The sequence below is a fragment of the Paraburkholderia sp. BCC1885 genome (assembly GCF_900996235.1).
Lineage (GTDB): Bacteria > Pseudomonadota > Gammaproteobacteria > Burkholderiales > Burkholderiaceae > Paraburkholderia.
In genome coordinates, this window is record NZ_CAAJGM010000122.1 from 109,061 (window position 1) to 130,311 (window position 21,251).

Genomic DNA, 21,251 nt, shown 5'->3' on the forward strand with positions numbered 1-21,251 from the left:
AAGCGACGGCCCGTCGTGGCACGGACGCGTCGCTCCGAACCCTTCCCGTCCCCCTCGGAGACTGAAAGGGGACGTCGTACTGCAAGGCGCCTCCCGCGTGCAGCAGTCGACCTGCCTGCCACACGCGGGATGTCATTCAGGCATCCTGTGAGCCCCAAAAGGGGACCACCTCTGGGGCGCAACGCCTGAGCGGGCGCTTCAGTCCTGGAACCCGCGGGGAGAGTTCCTGCGGGGGGCGATTGACTCCAGGGGGACTGGCTGCGGCCAGCCGCCGGTGTCGCTGCGCCGGGTGCTGCTGCATTCCCGCGAGCGTGCCGGCGGCCGGCCCGGCATCAATAGCCGTACTGCATGTTCTGCTGCACGTTGCTCTTGTCGTAGAAGCGGTCGGACACCTTGACCCACGTCGGGATCTTTTCACCCTTCGCGTACTTTTGGGCGACGTCGCAGGCGAGCGGGCCGAAGAACGGGCTCGACTGCACGCTCGCGCCGAGTTCGCCGGCGGCGATGGCGTCCATGCCGCCCTTGGTGCCGTCGATCGTCACGACCTGGATGTCCTTGCCCGGCTGCTTGCCGGCGGCCTTGATGGCGGCAATCGCGCCCAGCGCCATTTCGTCGTTATGCGCGTAGACCGCGGTCACGTCCGGATGCGCCTGCAGCAGGGTTTCCATTACCTTGCGGCCGGTGTCGCGGGCGAAATCGCCGCTTTGCGAGGCGATGATCTGCATGTCCGGATGCTTGGCGATCACGTCGTCGAAGCCCTTCTTGCGATCGTTGGCCGCCGAAGCGCCAGTGGTGCCTTCAAGTTCGATGATTTTGGCCTTGCCGTTGGTGGTTTTCACCAGCCAGTCGGCGGCGCGCTGGCCCTGGTTGATGAAGTCCGAGCCGATGAAGGTGATGTAGTCCTGGCCCGGCTTGGCGACCGAGTGATCGACGTCACGGTCCACCAGAATCACCGGAATGCCGGCCTTCTTGGCTTGCAGGACGATCGGCGAGAGCGGCTTTTCCTCGCGCGGGGGGAACACCAGCAGATCGACGTGCTGCGCGATCATGTTCTGGATGTCCGAAACCTGTTTCGAGTTCGAGCCGTTGGCGTCGGTGACGACCAGTTGCCAGCCGCATTTGGCGGCGGTGTCCTTCATGCTCTTGGTTTCCGCGAGACGCCACGGATTGTTGCTTTCGGTCTGCGCGAAGCCGACCTTCAGCGGAGTCTTGTTGGGCAGCTTGGGCAGCGCGTCGTCGTCGGCGTGGGCCGTTGCGACGCCAAAACCGAGTGCCAGTGCCACAAGTGATGCAGCCAGCGGGAATGCGGTCGGCCGGGCCGTCCGTTGTCCGCGCAATTGCCGTTTGAGCGATGCCATGTCTTCCTCCAGTGCCTGGGATGTGTATTTGCTTTTTGGTACTTCTGCTGCCGGTCGGCACCTTCCGCACCAATGACCGGACGTGCCGATTATTCCACCTGGAATTATTATCGGTCAATCACTAATATTATTAATTACGGGCTGTTTTGCCTCGGTAATTACCCTCACTGAGGCGCGTTCGACGAGTGGTCCGTCGAGCTTCACCATGCGGTGCCGCACCGGCGCGCCGGCGGCGCGGTTCTGTTCTTCCTGCAGCAGGGTTTCCACTGCCCAGCGGCCCAGCTCGTAGTTCGGCAGCACCACGGTGGACAGCGCCGGATGCGTGTGCCGGGCGATTTCCTGGTCGTCGTAACCGAGCACGGAAACGTCTTCGGGAACCCGCAGGCCAAGCTGTTTGATGGCCTCGATGGCGCCGAGCGCGGTCAGGTCGTTAGCGCAGAAGATCGCGGTGGGCGGGTGCGCCTCGCGCATCAGCGAAAGCGTGTGTTCGAAGCCGACGCCCGAACTCCAGTCGCCGTCGCGCACGAGTTCCGGGGCGAACGGCAGGTCGGCCGTGGCGAGCGCGGTGCGGTAGCCCTTCAGACGGTCTTTCGACGCATCCTGCCAGGGCTCGCCGTTGATGTAGCCGATCCGCCGATGACCCGCATTGAGCAGATATTCGGTGGCGATATGGCCGCCCGCCACTTCCGCCGGCACCACCGACGACTGGCCGCCCTCGCTCGTGTAGCAGTTGAGCAGCACGGTGGGCACGCGCGACAGCGCGGCCGGCAGGCTCACCTTGCGGGTATAGACCGTGGCGTAGATCACGCCGAACAGATGCGGGTTCGACAGCGTGGTTTCGAGCACCTGCTGTTCGATGTCCGCGTTGCCGTGGGTCGAGTAGACCGCGAGCATCTTGCCGCTCGCGTAGGCCGCGTCGCGCGCGCCGTCGACGTTGACGACCGGATGCGGGCTTGTCGAGATTTCGTCGGCCAGGTAGACGATCAGATTGCGCTCGTCCTTGGAGGCGAGCACCGGTTCGCGCGGCGAGAGCCGGTAGCCCAGGTCATGCGCCGCCTTGAGCACCTTGTTGCGGGTGGTCTCGGAGAATTTCGCGCCGGTCGCGTTGTTCAGAACCAGCGAAACCGTCGATTGCGACACGCCCGTTATCTTGGCGATGTCGGTCATCGTGGGACGGCGTTGAGTCGATTTTTTCATTGTGCGGGCCGCGCTCGCGCGGCGGCAAAAACAGGGAATGCCGAAGCATGGTCGTGCTGACGGTACCACTAATATTATGCGGTCGGCAACGCGCAGAAACCCGTCATTTGGGACGTGCGGCGGGGGTTTTCGGTAATGGTCTTTTGAATAGAATATTACTAATAATATTGACCTGAGGGTTGCGACGTGCGATTCTCGGTCGCGCGGGGCCATCCTGGCCGCGTTCCGCCTACGGCCTTTTCTATCTCACCATGCGCGAAGTTTCCTTGAATCCGATCCGGCCCACCGCGATAGAGGCGTTTCAGCTCCACGACCCCGCCTTGATCGCGCTCGCGAGCGGCACGATGCGTGCGCTGGTGGCGCCGCACGTGGGCGGCGCGATCGCGGCGTACTACGAGGCTGCGGCGGCCGGGCCGGTGCATTGGCTGCGGCCCGCTACGGACGAGGCGCTTGCCGCGCGCAATCCGCTGCGCATGGCGAGCTTTCCGCTGCTGCCGTATTGCAACCGCATCCGCGATGCGCGCTTCGAATTCGCTGGCCAGACCGTCGATCTCGCTGGCGACGGCAATCTGTTCGCGCACGCGCTGCACGGTCACGCGTGGCGTCGTCCGTGGGGGGTGGGCGCGCGCACGGCGAGTTCGGTGGAACTGCACTTCGAACATGAGCCCGACCCGCAGGCAACCGGCGACTGGCCGTTTCGTTATCGTGCAATGCAGCGCATCGAACTGGTGGGCGATACGTTGCGCGTGACCCTGTCCGCGCACAACCTGGCCGGCCGGCCGATGCCGTTCGGCATGGGGCATCATCCGTATTACCCGCGCACCGGCAATACCCGCGTGCACGCCCAGGTGCAAGGCATGTGGCATGCCGATCCGGAAGTCCTGCCGACCCACCTCGGCCCGCATCCGGCCGTCGATGCGATGCGCGAAGGGATGTCCGCCGACGCCTACGATCTCGACAATAACTTCGCCGGCTGGTCGCGCAGCGCGACGATCGCGTGGCCGGACGAAGGCCGTCAGCTGACCTTGACAGCCCAGGCGCCGTTCGATCATCTGGTGGTGTTTGCGCCGTCGAGCGAGGCGCTGTTGTGTGTCGAACCGGTGACCAACACCACCGATTGCTTCAACGCCGACGACACGCCCGACCATGTGGGCGGCTGTGTGCTGATGCCCGACGAGCAGATCACGGCGAGCGTGCACTGGATGCCGCAGCGCGTGTAGAACGAGAACGAGGCGTAGGACGCCGCGCGAGGCGCGCTATTCGACCCGCAAACGCGCCATGTACGGCAAATGGTCCGACAGCCACGCGGTCTCCTGCGCCGGCTGGATCCATTCGACCGGCTTCATGCCGCGCACGAACATCTTGTCGAGCGCGAGCGCCGGTGAAAACGCCGGGAAGGTTCGTCCCGATTCGCCGAGCAGGGTCGCCACTTCATACATGCCGTGTTCGCCGAAGAGCGGCACCGAGTCATTGCGCCAGTCGTTGAAATCGCCGGCGAGCACAAGTGGCCCTTCCGGCGCTTCCTTGGCGATCCAGTGAGCAATCCAGTTCATTTGCCGCAGGCGCGCCGCGCGCGTGAGCGCCAGATGCGCGCAGAGCAGCGTCACCGAATGGCCGGCGAAAGTGGCGCGCGCCATCAGCAGGCCGCGCTTTTCGAAGCGGTGCGCGGAGATGTCCCAGCGGCCGCCGAGATCGAGCGGATGCGGCGAGAGAATCGCATTGCCGTGCCGCCACGACGGCTTGAAGACGTTCTGCCCCAGCGCGATCTGCAACTCCAGCGAGCGGGCAATTTCAGTGGCCTGGCAATGCCAGACGTCGTCGACGGGATCGCGCAGCTGCGCGCCGAAGCCGCCGGAGAGCACCGGTGTCGGCATGCGGCGCGCCATCGCTTCCTGCAGAAAGTAGGCGTCCGCATGGGTCGACTGCACCCAGCGTTGCATCGCCTGCCACGCCTGAAAGCCGAGCGGCGTGCGCCCCTTGTGCAGGTTCCAGCTGACGGCGATGAAGTCTTTCGGCTGCTTCGGCTGCGCGTTCTCGCGGATGAGTTCTTCGGGGTTTCGCATGCCGCGTGGTCCACCGTGTTCGTTGAGATCAGGAATGGTCGGCGAGGCTCGCACGGACCCGGTACACGAGGCTCGGATTCTTGTCGACGATCTGCCACGTCGACCATTGTCCCGCCTGCACCTGCAGTCCTGGATGATTGGCGCTCACCTGGCGCGGCTGTGGCGGCAGCTTGCAACCGGTATCGGTTTGCTGGGCGCTGTCGTCCTCGAAGGTTTCCTGCGCGTCGATGGCGAGCGTGACCTGATTTGCGTCGGCCTGCAGCGGCGAGATCGTCAGCGTGCGCGACAGATCGATGCTGCCGCCGGGCGCGTCCTTGCAACCGACATTGTGCTGCACGACCTGGTGATGCGTATCGGTGCGCGCCTGGCCGACTGTCGTCGAGCCTTCGAAGGCATCGATCTGCTGACCGTCGCGCACCACTTGCAACTGCCATTGCACGACCTGCTGCGTGGCGGGCTGCTGGGCCTGGGCAAGCAGCGAGGTGCTGCACAGGACGGCGACGAGACTGGATTTCCACATAATTGACGACTCTCCGGGAGCACTGGGTCCGCCAGGATGACAGGCGCCCATCTTACGCCTGATGGGCATACGTCCTGTCTGACACCAATGTTGGGGCCAGGTTCAGCAACAATCCATTTCACATGGGGACGGCGCCGGTTTGTTCAACAGGATTGTGATTTCAGCAAGGATCGCGCCGCGCACAGGGTCGCGCGTGTTAGCAGCAGACCCGCATGGCTGCTGGCTTGCACGCGAATATTGCCTCGTTACACTGAAGCTGAGACGACGCCCGAGCGGCGTCGTAGCCGCAAGACCATCACAACGGGGGTGAGCGATGACAACAGCAATGGTCAAACAGGAAATCGCGGTGGCGTCCTTCAGCAAGGTCTACGACCTCGAGCGGGTGGAAACCGCGCTGAACGATCTCGGCGAAGGCGCGAACGACGCGCTGCGCGCCACTTATGAAAAGATGCTGAAAATCGGCAATCTGCGCTTTTGCGTCAAGCCGAACCGCATGCCTTCCATCGACGACCTCGTCGAGGCGCTGCCCAACTTCAGCGAGCCGCTCGACGACGTGCGCAAGCAGGTCGCACTATGTCTCGAAACCGAGGACCGGCTCGAATTGATGCCAATTCTGTTGCTTGGCGACCCCGGCATCGGCAAGACGCATTTCGCGAAGCAACTCGCGCGGCTGCTTGGCACTTCGTATCACTACGTGGCGATGAGTTCGCTGACGGCGGGCTGGATTCTCTCGGGCGCGTCGTCGCAGTGGAAAAATGCCAAGCCCGGCAAGGTCTTCGACGCGCTGGTGCACGGCAGCTACGCAAACCCGGTGATTGCGGTCGACGAAATCGACAAGGCGACCGGCGACTCGCAATACGACCCGCTCGGCGCGCTGTACGCGCTGCTGGAGCACGACACGGCGCAGACCTTCATCGACGAATTCGCCGAGGTTCCGATCAACGCGGGCCATGTCATCTGGATCGCGACGGCGAATGACGCGCGCTCGATTCCCGAGCCGATTCTCAACCGCATGAATGTCTACGAAATCCCGCCGCCGGATCATGCCGGTGCGCGTCGCATCGCGCAATCCATCTACGATGAAATCCGCTCGGCGCATGGTTGGGGCCTGCGCTTCCCGGTCGAGCTGGGCGAGGCCGCGCTCGATGCCTTGAAGCTGGCGTCGCCGCGCGAAATGCGTCGCGCGATCCTGAACGGTTTCGGCGCGGCGCGCATCGATGAGCGCGACTGGATCGGCGCGGACGATATCCGGCTCGATTACGGCAACCGGCGCAAACCGATCGGCTTTTGAGCGGCTGGCGCAGGTCGTTCGTTTTGTCTCCACATAGGCCGCCTGCAAAGGCGGCTTTTTCATGGGTGAGTCATTGGTGAAAGCGAAGCGTGCGATATGAATGCACCGAGTCCAGCCGAATGCAGCCGAATGCAGCCCCGCCAAATGTGACGCTCAGCCGTTTTGATTGTTCTTCCCACCGCAACTGTAAATTGGTCCAATCAGAATAATTTTTCGATAGTCCTGGCCTACACTGGGTTACCAAAGATGCGACGCGTTAAACGCCACGACGCCGCATCTCAGACGCGCTTGACCGCTACTGACGAATCTGGAAACCCATCATGAAACTCGCCTCTTTTGCCGCTTTCGCCGCCGTGCTGATTTCCACCGCTGTCACAGTGCCCGCCTTCGCGAGCAGCGACACCGCCGCCACGGTGACGAACGGCCCGAAGACCCGCGCCGACGTCAAAGCCGAACTGGCGCAAGCCCGCGCCGACGGTGAATTGAGCATGAACCCGAATAACCCGGCCTATCCGGCGCGGTTCGCGACCGGCGGCTACACGGTGCCGCGCGTGCAGATCAATACGATCCATACCGGGCTCGAGCGTGACGCCTCGCTCAATCGCCCTGCCGTGCAGAACTGAGCGGACCGGGCCGCGCGTTTGACGACGCGATCTGCCGCATTGCGCGCATCCCACCAGAACACCACGCCTCACCTCGGCTCGTGAGAAACGAGCGGTACGGCCTGCTACGGCGTACACTGAAGCGTCCGGCACATAGATTGAACACAGAATCAGGACTGGCTCCCGATCCGATGCCCGCAGTCGTTGCGACTGCGGGCATTCGTTTCTGTGCCACGTCGTACAATTTTGCCGGTACGTTCGACAGCGAGCAGCGAGCCGCAGCAGCGGCCGCACCCTGTCTTCATCTTCATCAGGTGGACGAGGCAGCGCGCGGTGTGAAACGCCGCGTCAAGAGACATGGATCAAATCGAATGCGTGGTGATTGGCGCCGGTGTCGTGGGCCTGGCGGTGGCGCGTGCCCTGGCGGCGCGCGGTCACGAAGTGATCGTGCTGGAAGCGGCCGAAGCCATTGGCGTGGGCACCAGTTCGCGCAATAGCGAGGTGATTCACGCGGGCCTGTACTATCCGCGCGGCTCGGCGAAGGCGGCGCTGTGCGTGCGCGGCCGCGAGATGCTTTACGACTACTGCGAGGCACACGGCGTGCCGTATTCGCGTTGCGGCAAGCTGCTGGTCGCGACCTCGCGCAATCAGATTCCGCAGCTCGAAAGCATCATGGCGCGCGGCAAGGAAAACGGCGTGCTCGACCTGATGCGCATCAGCGGTTCCGAGGCGCAGGCGCTGGAACCGGCGCTCGAATGCGTGGAGGCGGTGTTCTCGCCGCGCACGGGAATCGTCGACAGTCATCAATTGATGCTGGCGCTTCAGGGCGACGCCGAACGCGACAGCGCGGTATGCGCGTTCCATGCGCCGATCGAAGCCATCGAGTCGAATAACGGCCGCTTTATCGTGAAGGTCGGCGGCGCGGCGCCCACCACGATCAGCGCGGCGTGCGTGATCAATAGCGCGGGGTTGCAGGCCAATGCCCTGGCGCGCAAGATTCGCGGGCTCGACGCGCGGCACGTGCCGCCGTTGTATCTGGCGCGCGGCAACTACTTCAGCATCTCAGGGCGCGCGCCGTTTAGCCGCCTGATTTATCCGATGCCGAACGAGGCGGGTCTGGGCGTGCATCTGACCATCGATCTCGGCGGCCAGGCGCGCTTCGGTCCGGACGTCGAATGGGTCGACGCGATCAACTATGACGTCGATCCGCGGCGAGCCGATTCCTTCTACGCGGCGATTCGCGCCTATTGGCCTGCTTTGCCCGACGGCGCACTGCAACCGGCCTATGCCGGCATTCGTCCGAAACTCTCCGGGCCGGGCGAACCCGCCGCCGATTTCGTGATTCAGGGACCCGCCGCACACGGCGTGCGTGGTCTCGTCAACCTGTTCGGCATCGAGTCGCCAGGGTTGACCGCGTGCCTCGCGATCGCGCAGCGCGTCTGCGAACTGGCCGGGCGCGCCTAGCCAGAAAGCGCGCTGACAGGCCTGAAGTAGCGATTCGCTTATCTCTATCATTTGAGCCATCACGCATGGGGGCTTCGTTGCTATGCTTGGGGACCGCTGTCGATAGAACGGCGTCGAGTCCAATACAAATGGAGTGAGTCCCCATGAAGTCATCCCGTCGTACTTTTCTGATTACGAGCATCGGCGTTGCGTCGACGTTCGCATTGTCGCGCCAGGCCTTCGCCGACGCACCCAAACTCACCGAAGCCGATCCGACCGCGCAGGCGCTCGGCTACAAGCAGGACGCCACCCAGGTCGACAAAGCCAAGTATGCGAAATACGCTGCCGGCCAGGATTGCGGCAATTGCAGCTTTTACCAGGGCAAGGCGTCCGATCCGTGGGGCGGCTGCCCGATGTTCGGCGGCAAGCAGGTATCGGCTAAAGGCTGGTGCAGCGCTTATAACAAGAAGGCGTGAGATACGGCGAGGCGACGCGACGTATGCCGCTTATGGCGTGCGTCGCAAGCAGACCACGCCTGAGCGCAGCGCCTCGTCAGCGAACCGCCATTGCGTTTGTGTTCAGGCGCGTGCCGGCATCAGCGGCGGTCGTTTGGAAAACCAGGGCCGTGCCGTTTCCAGTTGCGCGGCGAGCCGCAATAGCGTGGCTTCGCCACCCTCGCGCGCCGCGAACTGCACGCCTACCGGCAAGCCGCGCGCATTCCAGTAAAGCGGCACCGACATCGCCGGTTGCCCGCTCAGATTGAACACCTCCGTGCAGCCAGCCCAGGCGAACGCTTTGTCGGCGGCTTCTGCGAGCATCTTTCGTAGGAGCGGTTCGAGCGGCATCGCACTGACGGCGCGCATCTGCATGCGCTCGCCCGGCGTGGGCTGCATCTCGCCGATCTTGATGGGCGCGGCGGCCAGCGTCGCGCAAAGAATGACGTCGTAGCGCGACAGCAGATCCGTGAGCTTGACGGTGATGCGGCGTTGCTCTTCCAGCGCGGCGGGCAAGGCGCGCTCACCGAGCTTGCGGCCGATTTGCGCCATCGCCCAGGAGGCAATTTCGAATTCGTCGCGAGACGGTTTGCGGCCCGTAATGCGTTCGGCGTTCAGCACCATGTCGCGCGTCGTTACGGACGCGAGCATAAGGAAGGCGTGACGCACCGCTGCGAAATCAATGCCCAGTGTGACCGGTTCGACATGATGACCGAGCGACGCCGCGAGCTTCGCCGCGTCGTCGAGCGCCGCGCGCACATCGACGGATAGCGTCGGGGCAAGCATCGGGTCCGTCACGTAGGCGATGCTCAGCGGCCGGCATGGTTCGCTGACCGCGCCGAGAAACGTGCCGGGTGCGCCGATCGGTTGCTGCTGCGTGTGTCCGCTCATGAAGTCGAGCAGCAGGGCGCTGTCGCGCACGCTGCGCGAGACCGCGTGATCGACGCCCAGCTCGCCGGGTACGGGCGCGTACAAACCCGGCACACGTCCACGCGACGGTTTGAGGCCGAACAGGCCGCAGCACGAAGCCGGAATGCGGATCGAGCCGCCACCATCGGAGGCATGCGCGAGCGGCACGATGCCCGCGGCGACGGCCGCTGCCGCGCCGCCGCTCGAGCCGCCCGGCGTGTGGTCGAGACTCCACGGATTACGGCACGGTCCGAACAGTTCGGGCTCGGTGTAGGGCATCTGACCCAGCTCCGAGGTGCTCGTCTTGGCGAAGATATTCAGGCCGGCGGCCCGCGCCAGGGTGACGACGGGCGCGTCGGCGGTGGGTACATAGTGGCGGTAATGGCGGCTGCCCATCGACATCCGCAAACCGGCGACCGGCGCGCCCAGATCCTTGATCAGATACGGTACGCCCGCGAACGGCGCGTCGCCTGGCGGCTGGGCGTCGGCGCGCGAGGCTCGCTGGCGCGCCGCGTCGTAGTCCTTGAGGACGAGGGCGTTGATGGCGGGATTGGCGGCTTCGGCGCGCGCGATGGCGACATCGAGCAATTCCCGCGCACTGGCTTCGCGCGTGCGAACCAGTTTGGCGAGGCCGATTGCGTCATGGGCCAGGTAGTCGGATAGCACGCGGGATGCGCCTCGTGAGTTCGCTACGGTCAATAGAAAGCGGCACGCCGCCGGGTGGCGTGCGTGCCGTATCGCCGGCGTAGCCGGATTACAGGCGTTCGCCGAGGAACGTCAAGGTGCGGCCGTGGGCCAGCGCGGCGGCGTGCTGGTTATAGGACGCGCGGTCCGTGCAGTTGAAGCCGTGGTCGGCGTTCGGGTAGATGTGGAATTCCGCGTCGCCGCGTCCGGCGAAACGTTCCTGCACCTGGCCCACCGCTTCCAGCGGAATGCCGTGGTCGAGTTCGCCGTAGTGGAATTGCATCGGCACCTTGATCTTGGCCGCTTCGTCGAGCAGGTTCTGGATGCCGCCGCCGTAGTAGCTCACGCCGAGGTCGATCGAGTTCTGCGCCGCGGCCAGATACGCGAGGCGTCCGCCGAAGCAGTAGCCGATGGCCGCCACCTTGCCCGTCACTTCCGGCATGGCGCGCAGCGCGGCCGCGGTGGCGCCGATATCGGCCACGGCGAGACCCACGTCGGTCTTCTGCAGGATTTCGATGCCCCTGTCGCGATCGGCGCCGGCATAGGTCAGCTCGACGCGCGGCTGGGTGCGCCAGAAGATGTCCGGCGCGAGCGCCACGTAGCCGTCCTGCGCGTATTGGTCGGCGACCGCGCGGATATGGCTGTTCACGCCGAAGATTTCCTGAATGATGATGACGGCCGGCCCCTTGCCGCCTTTGGGCAGCGCCAGATAGCCCTGGAAACTCTCATTGCCGGCCGGGATGTCGATCCATCGGGAAGTCACGCTCACGTCGCTCTCCTTCAAATTACGGTGGGTACGGGCGCTCAGAGCCCGCAGCGGGCGGTCAGTTTGCCACTAAAAGAAACGCCGTGCAGTGAGTCCCGGAGCGCCGCCAGGCGAGATGATTGGCGCGGCAAGCTCGCGGCATACGCAATCCGCTGACCGGGCGGGGCAAATGCACAGGCCAATGGAAGGGTCAATGCGGCTGCGAATTGAGCAAGTTGAATCGAGCAAGCTGAATCGAGCATAGCCGCGCCTTGTGGCAGGTTCGTTTCGGCGGCTCTATCTTTAATCAGCCATTTAACCGTTTGCGCGTCAAAAAGCCTTTTAGCGGAACCGCCCCAAAACCGGCCTGCCTGGCGCAAACCCGCACGGGCTGGCGCTTTCCGGCAAACCGGTCGGTTCTCCATTCGACCTTGTGGGATAAACGCTATTGGTGTTGATCCCACTTCCTCAAAAAAATCCCACAAATTAATTTGATGGCCTACACTTGCGCGCAAGTACGCATAGCCGCCCTGCCATAAACAGATTGGTGTGCGTGCTGGCCAAGTGCATAACGATGCAACCGGCGTGGTCGTCCACGGGATTGAGCGACACGAGAAGGAAGCGGGGGCACAGGGCGATTACGTTGTTTTTGGGACCGAAACTGGAGACTTACATGAACATCAAGATTCAAAAGCTGTTGCCGATTAGCGCTGCGGCCATGTTGTTTGCGTCGTTGGCAACGGGCGCGGTGGCGGACGAGGTCGTCAAGATCGGCCACGTCGCACCGCTTACCGGCGGTATTGCTCACCTGGGTAAAGACAACGAAAACGGCGCTCGTCTGGCGGTTGAAGAAATCAACGCCAAGGGTCTGACGATTGGCGGCCAGAAGGTCACGCTGCAACTCGACGCACAAGACGACGCAGCCGACCCGCGTACGGCAACGCAAGTTGCACAGAAGCTGGTCGACGACAAGGTTGTCGCCGTGGTCGGTCACCTGAACTCGGGCACCTCGATTCCGGCTTCGAAGATCTATAGCGATGCAGGCATCGTGCAGATCTCGCCGTCGGCAACGAACCCGGCGTACACGCAGCAGGGCTTCAAGACGACGTATCGCGTCGTGGCGACCGATGCGCAACAAGGCCCGGCACTGGCTAACTATGCAGCCAAGGAACTGAAGGTGAAGAGCGTCGCGATCGTCGACGACTCGACCGCTTACGGTCAAGGCCTTGCAAACGAATTCGAGAAGACCGCCAAGTCGCTCGGCCTGAACGTGGTGTCGCATGACGCGACCAACGACAAGGCGGTCGATTTCCGCGCCATTCTGACGAAGATCAAGGGTGAAAATCCTGACGCCATCATGTACGGCGGCATGGACGCAACCGGCGGCCCGTTCGCCAAGCAAGCCAAGCAGCTCGGCCTGCGCGCCAAGGTTCTGGCGGGTGACGGCGTGTGTACCGACGGCCTGTCCGATCTGGCCGGCGACGCAACCGACAACATCGTCTGCTCGGAAGCCGGTATGGCGCTCGAGAAGATGGCTGGCGGCAAGGCGTTCGAAGCCAAGTACCAAAAGCGTTATGGCCAGCCGATCCAGATTTACGCTCCGTTCACGTATGACGCGGTGTACATCATCGTCGACGCTATGAAGCGTGCTAACTCGACGGATCCGGCAAAGATCCTGGCAGCCATGCCGACGACCGACTACAAGGGCGTGATTGGCGAAACGACGTTCGATTCGCACGGCGACCTGCAGCACGGCGTGATCTCGCTGTATGACTACAAGGGCGGCAAGAAGACGCTGCTCGACGTGGTCAAGATGTAATTATCACGACGCATGACGGCGGGTATTTTGCCTGCCGTCGTTCGGACGATTTAAGGCACGCGTTTTTTTAAAACGCGTGCCTTTTCTTTTGGGCGGCTGCATGAGAGTCTAACGACAGGACGACATCAAAACAGGGGGAGAAAACCATGAGCCGATCAATCGACGACTGGCGTCGCTGGATAGCCGAAAATCTCTTGCTAGGCGCGCCGGGGCCCGCGCTACAGGCGGCGCTCGTGCAACATGGATTCGATGCCGACGAGGCAACCCGCGAAGTCGACGCCGCGCTCGCCAGTCCTTATCTCCAGGGCGGCACGCGTCTGCGCAACCGTCTGCGCAAGCGCGACTGGACCCTTTCCGTATATGGTGAGCTGAGCCGCATGCGGGCAAGCGGCAACACGGTCGAACGGCGCGAGCGGCTCTCGCGCGACGAATTCTTTGAGCAGTACTACTTTCAGAACCGGCCGGTGATTATCACCGGCGCATTCGATTCGTGGCCGGCGCGCACGCAGTGGAATTTCGATTATTTTCGCGAGCGTTGCGGCGATTGCGAAGTGGAAGTGCAGTTTGGCCGCAATTCCGATCCGAACTATGAAATCAACCAGCCGAAGCTGAAGCGGATCATGCGGTTTCGCGATTATGTCGATCTGGTCGCGGGCAGCGGCGCGACCAACGATTTCTATATGACGGCGAACAACACCTCGCGCAATCGCGAGTCGCTGGCGGCTTTGTGGCCGGACGTGCCGACCATTTGCGAATATCTCGATCCAGCATCGGGCGACAGCGGCTTTTTCTGGTTCGGTCCGGCCGGCACGAAGACGCCGTTTCACCATGACCTGACCAACAACTTCATGGCGCAGGTGATGGGACGCAAGCTGATCAGGCTGGTGCCGATGTCGGACACGCCGCGAATGTATAACGATCTGCACTGCTATTCACAGGTAGATGGCAGTGCTATCGATATAGCGCGATTTCCGGCGCTGCAGCAGGCGAATCTGATCGAATGCACGATCGGTCCGGGCGACCTGCTGTTCCTGCCGATCGGCTGGTGGCACTACGTGGAAGGGCTCGAACCGTCCGTCACGATGACGTACACAAACTTCGTCGCACGCAACGATTTCTGCGATACCTACGACACCTATCACGAACTCTAGGCGTGCAATGCGCCGGGACGCGGACACGCGAGTGCTCGCGCCGGGTCCATAAAAAACGGCGAACCGGTTGCCCGGTCCGCCGTCCCCCCTGGTACTGCTGTTTTTATTTGCTGCCGTTTTTGTTGCCGGTTACTTCTTTGCTGCGAGCCCGCCGAGCAGGCCGCCTGAGTTGCTACCTGAGTTGCTGCTGCCTGTGCTGCTGCCTGTGCTGCTGCTGGAGGTTGCGCCCGTCAGTCCGCTGGTGAGTGAGGACACGAGGCCCGTGACCGGCGCCAGCAAGTTGGCCGTGCTGGCAGTCGCCGACCCGCTGGCGCTAGCCGAACCCGACACAGTCACGCTTCCGGTCACCGAACCCAGCGCGCTGGTCAATGACGAGATGGCCGAGGTGACTGGCGCCAGCGGATTACCCGAGCCGCCCGAGGCGCCGCTCAGGGCGCCCGTCAGCGACGACGTCACCGAGGTCAGCACGCCGGTGATCGGCGCGAGCGGATTGCCTGAACCGCCGCCGGTGAGACCACCGCTCAGCGTGCCGGGCAAAGCGGTGAGGATGCTGGTGAGCGGCGCGAGCGGCGTCCCGCTTAACGGGTTGGTGGCGCCAGTGAGGATGCCGGTGATCGGCGCCAGCGGATTGCCGCCCGAGCCGCCGGTCAGCAGGCCGCCGGCGGACGTGACGGTGTTGCCGAGCCGGGTGACGACATTGCCCAGGTTCTCGCCGATCGGGTTGCCGGTCGCGCTGCTGAGCTTGCCGCCGGCGCTGTCCAGTCCGTGACCGATGGTCGACAGCAGGCCGTCGAGCGGCGCGCCCAGACCGGTGGTGTTGCCGATGGTCTGGGTGGTCTGGGCGAGCGTGGTCGTGATGGGCGTGATGGCGGTGCTCACCGTTTGCGTCACCTGTTCGATCGGTCCTGTCGAGAGCGTGGTGCCGAGCTTGGTGCCGAGGCCGCTGACAGCGTTGCCGAGCGTGGAGACGGTGGCGCCGAGCGGTGCCGTCAACGGGCTGAGCGGCGCGGTCGGGCCGGAGCCGAGGCTGGTGACGAGCTGGCCGGTGCTGTTGACGGCCTGGCCCGCGTCGTAGACGAGGTTACCGCTGCTCGACAGTGTGACGCCGAGCGGATTGGCCGAAGCGCCTAGCTGGCCGAGGCCGTTGGTCGCACCCATGCCGACCGCGGTAACGCCATTGCCGAGGTTCGACAGGACATTGCCGAGCGCGGTGGAGGTCGCCGGGTTGCCGCCGGGGATCGGCGTGAGGCCGATCTGGCTGCCGATGGACGAGACCGTCTTGCCGGTCGCGGTGACGACGTTGCCCGTGTTTTGAACGACTACGCCGATGGGGTTGGCGCTGGTTGGCGTGGGTGTGGGTGTTGGCGTAGGCGTAGGCGTAGGCGTCGGTGTTGGCGTCGGTGTTGGCGTCGGTGTTGGCGTAGGCGTCGGCGTAGGCGTCGGAGTTGGCGTGGGTGTCGGCGTCGGTGTTGGCGTGGGTGTCGGCGTAGGCGTGGGTGTTGGTGTTGGTGTTGGCGTGGGCGTGGGCGTGGGCGTGGGCGTCGGCGTCGGCGTCGGCGTCGGCGTCGGCGTCGGCGTCGGCGTAGGCGTAGGCGTGCCGCCGCCCGCGCCAGCACCTCCGCCACCACCGCCGCCCGTCACGGTCCCGCCGCCCGCGCCGCTGCCAACCGTCGGCGGTTTATTGACCGTGCTTCCACAACCTTGAAGGATCATCACCGACGACACGCACATGGCGATAGCCGTCATCTGGAAATTGCGTTTCATGTTTTAGCTCCCCTGTCTTTAAACTGAATAGGGGAGCTAACTGCAAGGCCTATGCCATTTGTGCAAAGTGCTCAGGCATGCAGAACAAACCTAGAAGAATCAAGGGCCAGCGGGCTGCTGCGTCGATCCGCGCCGCCGCAACGGACGCCCATGTGTCGCGGAACAGAACCCTTGTAGCCAGCGTGCGTAACGTAACGCGAAACGCCGCCGGTCTCGCGCTACGCCACCTGCATGCCGCCTCACGTCACGCCGTCGAAGCCCACCGCCGAAGGCCACCGCCGAAGCTCAGCGCCGAAGCCCACCGCCGAAGCTCACCGCCGAATCCCACCGTCGAACCCTCCACCGCATCGTCCGGACTCAGATCTTCAGCCGCCGCAAAACCTTCGGCCCGGCGAACGCGATTAGCGCCGCGCACATCGCCACCACCGACAGCCCGATCGGCAGACTCGTCATTTGCGTGACCGCGCCGATAATCACCGGCCCGAGCAGCAGTCCGAAATACGCGAGCCCCGCCACATGTGCGAGCCCTTCGGCCGCATGAATGCCTTCGACTCGCGCCGCCGCCGCGAACAGCACCGGCATCATGTTCGCGAGGCCGAGACCCATCAGCGTGAAGCCGGTCAGCGCGGCGAACGGATAGGGCAGCAGCAGCGCGCCGATCATCCCCGCGCATGCGAGCGAGGCGCTGGCCATTACCAGTTGTGGCGCGCCGAAACGGGCGCGCACGGCATCGCCGCCGAAGCGGGCCGCCGCCATGCCGCCCGAAAACGCCGCGTAGGCCGCGCTCGCGAGCGCCGGCGTGGCGAGCACGACGTCGCGCATATAGACCGTGGCCCAGTCGTACATCGCCCCTTCGGCGATCAGCGCGACCAGCGCCGTCGCCCCCAGAGCCCACAGCGCGGTAGAGCGCCAGCGGTTGGCGCGCGGCGTCGCAGAATCGGGATGGTCGGCCTGCGGCACGTGCGGCAGGACAGCCGGGCAGGCAATCAGCAGGACAACGGCGCAGAGCGTCGCGGCCAGCAGAAGATGCACGGCAGGCGCCATCCCGCGCGACAGCAACGCGCCGCCGACAGCCGCCCCCGCCATCCCGCCGACACTGAACATGCCGTGCAGCGACGACATGATCGGCCGTCCTAAGGTCTGCTCGACAGCGCTGGCTTCCGCGTTCATCGCCACGTCGAGCGTCGCCATTCCCGCGCCAAAGATGGCGAGCACGATCAGCAGCAGCCAATAGGCGGGCACGACGAGAATCAAGGCCGCGCAGACCGCCATCGCCAGGCCGCCGGCGAGACACGCGCGGCGCGTGCCTACCCTGGCGATCCATGACGCATTGGTCACCATGGCGGTGATCGAGCCCACCGCCACCGCCAGCAACGCCACGGACAGCAGCGCCGGATTCAGATGGAAGCGATCGCGCACGGTCGGCACGTGCACCCCCCACGACGCATATATCATCCCGGCGATGAAGAAGAGCGCCATGGTCGCGTAATGGGCGCGACGCAGCGCGGCGGCCGGCAGATCGCGGTGGGCGGCGGGCAGCGAGGAGACGTCGGAAGGGCGGTCGGACACGGAAATCTCGTGGGGAGGAGTCGGGAAACGGGCGCTGTCAAGAAAGCCGCCCGAAAGCGAAGTTCCGATTCTAACGAAGCAACCGGGGCCCTGCAGGCTTGTGCTGCACTAATATTCACCTCATTTATGTAGCCGGTTTCGAATGACGGGCACGCGTCGCGGCACGACGTCTGCCGACGGTTCGCCATCCACCGAGGACGCGCCTTGAATATCCCCGCTCACGCTCCGCTTCATCTGCTGCATCAGGTCGCCACCGGCACGCTCGCGACGCATTCGCGCCAGCCCGAGGGTTTTCCGTATCCGTCGATCCTGCCGTTCGCGCCTGATTCCCGGCATCGTCCGACTATCCTGATTAGCCGTCTCGCCGAACACACACGTAATCTGCAGGCCGATCCGCGAGCGGGATTTCTCGTTTCCCACGCACCCGATGACGACGTGCTCAACGGGCAACGGCTCACGCTGCTCGGCGCGTTCGAGCCGATTGATGCGTCGCCGGCCCTCGCGCGCCGTTACCTGCGTTATCACCCGGACGCCGCGCGCTACCTCGCGCTCGGCGACTTCAGCTTCTGGACGATGTCGCTGGAGCGGATGCGTTTTATCGGCGGCTTTGGCGCAATGGGCTGGCTCGATGGCGCTGAACTCGACACCCTCGAACCTCTCTCTTGCGACGAAGAAGAAACCTTACTGGCTTTTTTCGAGACGTATCCACAGCGGCCAGAACATCTCGAATTATTAGGCGTGGACCGTTACGGCGCGGATCTGAAGATCCGCACGGTGCGAAACCGTTTCATATTCGAGACGGCCGCTAAAGATATCGAATTCTTGCATGCGGCACTCGAAGATTGCATCGCTAGAAATAAGCGTGCTTCGTGACGGCCAGTATCGCGGGAAAACACCGAGCTTTCGACGCACCGGCACCTGGTTATCTCTTTTTTACGTGAACGTTACATGGGAAGCTGTCATCTCATGAAATGTTCTCGCCCAAATTTCATATCAATTTTCATAATTTGGGAATGAAATTGAGATATTCACCCAAGTTGACGCTGACTTTTCCATAAGCTGCGAAAAAGAGGTAAATGAAAGACTTGGTTCAGCGCAGGTTAATGAAATTTTTTGAAACGAAACATAATTAATTTAAGAATGGGACTTTTCGAGGCTTTCCATTTTGTGTTAATCTCGCCTGCAAATTCCGAGGCATGAACACCTTCAAAGGGCAAGCCGGCTTAGACCGGTAGTCATTTATCGAAACCATAAGGGAACCTATGTCATCCTACAAGGAACTACTCGCTCAGCGAGAGAAGTTGGAACAGCAGATCGAAGAAGCAAAGTCGCGCGAATACGCGGAAGTGTTGAACGAGATCAAACAGAAGATGGCCGACTATGGCATTACGCTGGCCGAATTGGGCGGCGGTCGTGGTAAGGCTGCGAAAGTCGGTCGTCCGCGTGCGGGCGTCGCGCCGAAATATCGCGACCCGGACAGCGGCAGCACCTGGTCCGGCCGTGGCAAGCCGCCGCGTTGGATCGCCGGTCAGGATCGTGAGAAATTTCTGATCACGCGTTAACTGCAGTATCCCGGCGCGCGCGTTAGCGTGCTGCGGGCCAAAGAACCGCGCAACCCTCAAGGTGCGCGGTTTTTTTGTTTTTGAAAGCAGGCGTTGGCTTGCAGTATGGGACTTCTTATTACTGTGAACCCCGCCTCTCGTCGAATCGGAACACGAATGCTTCTCGTTCGGATAAGCATCTGATTTCAAAGAGAATTTTTTAGATAATCCGCGATTTGTCATGAGGCGACGGTTAGAATTCAGGCATTGAAAAACTCCATACGCTTGCATGCTTTCTACTCTCGCCGCCCAATCCGCGGAAAAACATCACGTTGCGCGTAAAAGCACCTTTGTGAGTATTGCGCTCAATACGGTGTTGATGACGCTGCAAATTGTCATCGGCGTGATTGCCCATTCGCAGGCACTCGTCGCGGACGGCGTGCACTCGCTTGCCGATCTGATCTCCGATTTTGTCGTACTAATTGCCAATCGTCACAGCGGCGCGGAACCGGACGCCGATCACAATTATGGTCACAGCCGTTATGAAACAGTTGCTTCTCTGTTTCTTGGAGCATTGTTAATCGCGGTGGGCGTCGGCATGCTGTGGCGGGCCGGAACGCGGCTTGCCGATTTGCAGGATATTCCCGCGGTTCACTTGAGCGCGCTCGCCGTGGCGGTATTGGTACTCGTTTCCAAAGAGGCGCTGTTCCGCTACATGCTGCGCGAAGCACAACGCGTGCGCTCAGCCATGTTGATCGCCAATGCGTGGCACGCGCGCTCGGATGCAGCGTCGTCGCTCGTGGTGGCGCTCGGCATTCTCGGCAGTCTGGCCGGCGTGCGACTGCTCGATCCGATCGCGGCGGCGATCGTGGGCTTCATGGTCGCGCGGATGGGCTGGACCTTCGGCTGGGACGCGCTGCAGGACCTGTCCGACCGCGCGCTCGACGACGCCGCAGCGGCCGACGTGCGCAAGCTCCTGCTATCGACGCCCGGTGTGCGCGACGTGCACGAGCTGCGCACGCGCAAGATGGGTGACTTCGCGCTGGTCGATGCGCACATCCTGGTCAATCCGCTGATCTCGGTGTCGGAAGGTCACTACATTGCGGAGTCGGCGCGCTCGCGTGTACTGACAGACAGCCGCGTGCTGGATGCGCTGATTCACGTCGATCCGGAAAACGATGCACTGGCGCGGCCACCGGTCGATCTGCCGCCGCGCGAGCAGGTGGTCGCAGCAGTCGATGCCGCGCTGGCCCGGCAGGGCGAGCGTGCGGCCGCGGTCAACATCCACTACCTGAGCACGGGCCTCGACGTCGACGTCACCTTGCCCGCCAGCGCGCCCGATGCTCACGAAAGCGACGCCGAGCGGCTGGCTCAGTTAGACCTCGCGGAGTTGAAGCGCCGTCTGGGCGCACGGCATGTGGGTGTGTTGAGGGCTTTGGCGTCGGATACGGCTATCGACGCGCCACGAGGTCAGACTAACGAAGCCGCCGAAGCGCCCATTTCGCCCGTCCTGCCCGTTTCCGAGCGTCACGACGTCGCCTGAAACAGGCCGGGTTGCAGCGACCCATGCCGGCAAAGCAGCACGGCCGCCGTCATCAGACTCTCAAAGTGGCAGTTGCGTGTCGAACTTGATTTCGCGCAGCACGACGCTTGTTCGAACCTGCGCGACCGCCGGAATCTTGAAGATCCGTTCGTGCAGAAACGCGTCGTATGCCTTGATGTCGGGCGCGACGATCTTAAGAATGTAGTCGGATTCGCCGGTGGTGCTGTAGCACTCCGTGACTTCGGGACAGGTGGCGATTTCCCGCTCGAACTGTTCGACCCCGCCTTCCGTGTGCCGCGTCAGATGGATATGAGCGAGCGCGCAGACATGCAGTCCGAGCTTTTCGCGATCCAGCAACGCCGTGTAGCGCTGGATCACCCCCGATTGCTCCATATCCTTGATGCGCCGCCAGCACGGCGTGCTGGAGAGGCCGACCTGGTCGGATATCTCCTGCACCGACCGGCGAGCGTCGAGCTGCAGCAGGCGCAGGATCTTTTGCGAGAACGTATCGAGTGTCAACTGCGCCTCCGTTGGCATGCCATGGTCCTAATAGTAGAG

19 protein-coding genes are annotated in these 21,251 nt (G+C 63.3%); 10 read left to right on the forward strand and 9 right to left on the reverse strand.

Features of this window, described 5'->3' with window-relative positions:
* Positions 1 to 332: 332 nt before the first annotated feature.
* A complete protein-coding gene (locus FQ755_RS13440; protein WP_144154903.1) occupies positions 333 to 1,358 on the reverse strand; it encodes an ABC transporter substrate-binding protein in 1,026 nt (341 codons plus the stop codon).
* A gap of 114 nt (positions 1,359 to 1,472) precedes the next feature.
* Entirely contained in the window at positions 1,473 to 2,525 is a 1,053-nt protein-coding gene (locus tag FQ755_RS13445; protein WP_144154977.1) for a LacI family DNA-binding transcriptional regulator, read from the reverse strand.
* 281 nt (positions 2,526 to 2,806) lie between these two features.
* Between FQ755_RS13445 and FQ755_RS13450 the strand changes: the two genes are divergently transcribed.
* On the forward strand, positions 2,807 to 3,775 hold the full coding sequence (locus tag FQ755_RS13450; RefSeq protein WP_144154905.1) for an aldose 1-epimerase: 969 nt from the start codon (positions 2,807 to 2,809) through the stop codon (positions 3,773 to 3,775).
* Between the two features lie 36 nt (positions 3,776 to 3,811).
* On the opposite strand, the gene FQ755_RS13455 is transcribed toward FQ755_RS13450, so the two are convergent.
* A complete protein-coding gene (locus FQ755_RS13455) occupies positions 3,812 to 4,618 on the reverse strand; it encodes an endonuclease/exonuclease/phosphatase family protein (RefSeq protein WP_144154907.1) in 807 nt (268 codons plus the stop codon).
* A 28-nt stretch (positions 4,619 to 4,646) separates the two neighbouring features.
* The gene (locus FQ755_RS13460; protein ID WP_144154909.1) at positions 4,647 to 5,138 is read right to left on the reverse strand and encodes a hypothetical protein; all 492 of its coding nucleotides are present in this window, start codon (positions 5,136 to 5,138) and stop codon (positions 4,647 to 4,649) included.
* A gap of 313 nt (positions 5,139 to 5,451) precedes the next feature.
* Between FQ755_RS13460 and FQ755_RS13465 the strand changes: the two genes are divergently transcribed.
* The 4 genes from FQ755_RS13465 (at position 5,452) to FQ755_RS13480 (ending at position 8,950) form a co-directional block, all read left to right on the forward strand.
* Positions 5,452 to 6,429, forward strand: a complete 978-nt coding sequence (locus FQ755_RS13465; protein ID WP_144154911.1) for an AAA family ATPase — start codon at positions 5,452 to 5,454, stop codon at positions 6,427 to 6,429.
* A gap of 320 nt (positions 6,430 to 6,749) precedes the next feature.
* Positions 6,750 to 7,052, forward strand: a complete 303-nt coding sequence (locus FQ755_RS13470) for a DUF4148 domain-containing protein (protein ID WP_144154913.1) — start codon at positions 6,750 to 6,752, stop codon at positions 7,050 to 7,052.
* Positions 7,053 to 7,388: 336 nt separating this feature from the next.
* Positions 7,389 to 8,495 carry an NAD(P)/FAD-dependent oxidoreductase gene (locus tag FQ755_RS13475; RefSeq protein WP_144154915.1) on the forward strand — a complete coding sequence of 369 codons (1,107 nt, stop codon included), beginning with the start codon at positions 7,389 to 7,391 and terminating at the stop codon, positions 8,493 to 8,495.
* A 143-nt stretch (positions 8,496 to 8,638) separates the two neighbouring features.
* Positions 8,639 to 8,950 (forward strand): high-potential iron-sulfur protein, encoded by a 312-nt coding sequence (locus tag FQ755_RS13480; RefSeq protein WP_144154917.1) that lies wholly within the window; start codon positions 8,639 to 8,641, stop codon positions 8,948 to 8,950.
* Positions 8,951 to 9,052: 102 nt separating this feature from the next.
* Here FQ755_RS13480 and FQ755_RS13485 read toward each other — a convergent pair whose 3' ends face one another.
* Positions 9,053 to 10,543 carry an amidase gene (locus tag FQ755_RS13485; protein ID WP_144154919.1) on the reverse strand — a complete coding sequence of 497 codons (1,491 nt, stop codon included), beginning with the start codon at positions 10,541 to 10,543 and terminating at the stop codon, positions 9,053 to 9,055.
* Between the two features lie 88 nt (positions 10,544 to 10,631).
* The gene (locus tag FQ755_RS13490) at positions 10,632 to 11,330 is read right to left on the reverse strand and encodes a dienelactone hydrolase family protein (protein WP_144154921.1); all 699 of its coding nucleotides are present in this window, start codon (positions 11,328 to 11,330) and stop codon (positions 10,632 to 10,634) included.
* 649 nt (positions 11,331 to 11,979) lie between these two features.
* On the opposite strand from FQ755_RS13490, the gene FQ755_RS13495 reads away from it, so the two are divergent.
* Positions 11,980 to 13,125 carry a branched-chain amino acid ABC transporter substrate-binding protein gene (locus tag FQ755_RS13495; RefSeq protein WP_144154923.1) on the forward strand — a complete coding sequence of 382 codons (1,146 nt, stop codon included), beginning with the start codon at positions 11,980 to 11,982 and terminating at the stop codon, positions 13,123 to 13,125.
* A gap of 146 nt (positions 13,126 to 13,271) precedes the next feature.
* On the forward strand, positions 13,272 to 14,276 hold the full coding sequence (locus FQ755_RS13500) for a cupin-like domain-containing protein (RefSeq protein WP_144154925.1): 1,005 nt from the start codon (positions 13,272 to 13,274) through the stop codon (positions 14,274 to 14,276).
* Between the two features lie 129 nt (positions 14,277 to 14,405).
* On the opposite strand, the gene FQ755_RS13505 is transcribed toward FQ755_RS13500, so the two are convergent.
* The gene (locus tag FQ755_RS13505) at positions 14,406 to 16,040 is read right to left on the reverse strand and encodes a collagen-like triple helix repeat-containing protein (protein ID WP_144154927.1); all 1,635 of its coding nucleotides are present in this window, start codon (positions 16,038 to 16,040) and stop codon (positions 14,406 to 14,408) included.
* Between the two features lie 357 nt (positions 16,041 to 16,397).
* Positions 16,398 to 17,609: an MFS transporter gene (locus FQ755_RS13510; protein ID WP_144154929.1), complete on the reverse strand. Its 1,212-nt coding sequence runs from the start codon at positions 17,607 to 17,609 to the stop codon at positions 16,398 to 16,400.
* 204 nt (positions 17,610 to 17,813) lie between these two features.
* Here FQ755_RS13510 and FQ755_RS13515 point away from each other — a divergent pair, with 204 nt between their 5' ends.
* The 3 genes from FQ755_RS13515 (at position 17,814) to FQ755_RS13525 (ending at position 20,693) form a co-directional block, all read left to right on the forward strand.
* Positions 17,814 to 18,482 carry a HugZ family protein gene (locus FQ755_RS13515; protein ID WP_144154931.1) on the forward strand — a complete coding sequence of 223 codons (669 nt, stop codon included), beginning with the start codon at positions 17,814 to 17,816 and terminating at the stop codon, positions 18,480 to 18,482.
* Positions 18,483 to 18,871: 389 nt separating this feature from the next.
* Positions 18,872 to 19,171, forward strand: coding sequence for an H-NS family nucleoid-associated regulatory protein (locus FQ755_RS13520; RefSeq protein ID WP_144154933.1), 300 nt, complete (start codon positions 18,872 to 18,874; stop codon positions 19,169 to 19,171).
* 268 nt (positions 19,172 to 19,439) lie between these two features.
* Entirely contained in the window at positions 19,440 to 20,693 is a 1,254-nt protein-coding gene (locus FQ755_RS13525; RefSeq protein WP_144154935.1) for a cation diffusion facilitator family transporter, read from the forward strand.
* A 60-nt stretch (positions 20,694 to 20,753) separates the two neighbouring features.
* Here the strand turns inward: FQ755_RS13525 and FQ755_RS13530 are convergent, their stop codons facing one another.
* Complete coding sequence (locus tag FQ755_RS13530; protein ID WP_074263115.1) at positions 20,754 to 21,212, reverse strand: Lrp/AsnC family transcriptional regulator; 459 nt, start codon at positions 21,210 to 21,212, stop codon at positions 20,754 to 20,756.
* Between the last annotated feature and the right edge of the window lie 39 nt (positions 21,213 to 21,251).

Bases quoted from the DNA above. Each gene is read 5' to 3' on its own strand.
- FQ755_RS13450 (WP_144154905.1), top strand. From the start codon at position 2,807: ATGCGCGAAGTTTCCTTGAATCCGATCCGGCCCACCGCGATAGAGGCG.
- FQ755_RS13470 (WP_144154913.1), top strand. From the start codon at position 6,750: ATGAAACTCGCCTCTTTTGCCGCTTTCGCCGCCGTGCTGATTTCCACC.
- FQ755_RS13465 (WP_144154911.1), top strand. From the start codon at position 5,452: ATGACAACAGCAATGGTCAAACAGGAAATCGCGGTGGCGTCCTTCAGC.
- FQ755_RS13480 (WP_144154917.1), top strand. From the start codon at position 8,639: ATGAAGTCATCCCGTCGTACTTTTCTGATTACGAGCATCGGCGTTGCG.
- FQ755_RS13445 (WP_144154977.1), bottom strand. From the start codon at position 2,525: ATGACCGACATCGCCAAGATAACGGGCGTGTCGCAATCGACGGTTTCG.
- FQ755_RS13475 (WP_144154915.1), top strand. From the start codon at position 7,389: ATGGATCAAATCGAATGCGTGGTGATTGGCGCCGGTGTCGTGGGCCTG.
- FQ755_RS13455 (WP_144154907.1), bottom strand. From the start codon at position 4,618: ATGCGAAACCCCGAAGAACTCATCCGCGAGAACGCGCAGCCGAAGCAG.
- FQ755_RS13505 (WP_144154927.1), bottom strand. From the start codon at position 16,040: ATGAAACGCAATTTCCAGATGACGGCTATCGCCATGTGCGTGTCGTCG.
- FQ755_RS13495 (WP_144154923.1), top strand. From the start codon at position 11,980: ATGAACATCAAGATTCAAAAGCTGTTGCCGATTAGCGCTGCGGCCATG.
- FQ755_RS13440 (WP_144154903.1), bottom strand. From the start codon at position 1,358: ATGGCATCGCTCAAACGGCAATTGCGCGGACAACGGACGGCCCGGCCG.
- FQ755_RS13520 (WP_144154933.1), top strand. From the start codon at position 18,872: ATGTCATCCTACAAGGAACTACTCGCTCAGCGAGAGAAGTTGGAACAG.
- FQ755_RS13500 (WP_144154925.1), top strand. From the start codon at position 13,272: ATGAGCCGATCAATCGACGACTGGCGTCGCTGGATAGCCGAAAATCTC.
- FQ755_RS13525 (WP_144154935.1), top strand. From the start codon at position 19,440: ATGCTTTCTACTCTCGCCGCCCAATCCGCGGAAAAACATCACGTTGCG.
- FQ755_RS13460 (WP_144154909.1), bottom strand. From the start codon at position 5,138: ATGTGGAAATCCAGTCTCGTCGCCGTCCTGTGCAGCACCTCGCTGCTT.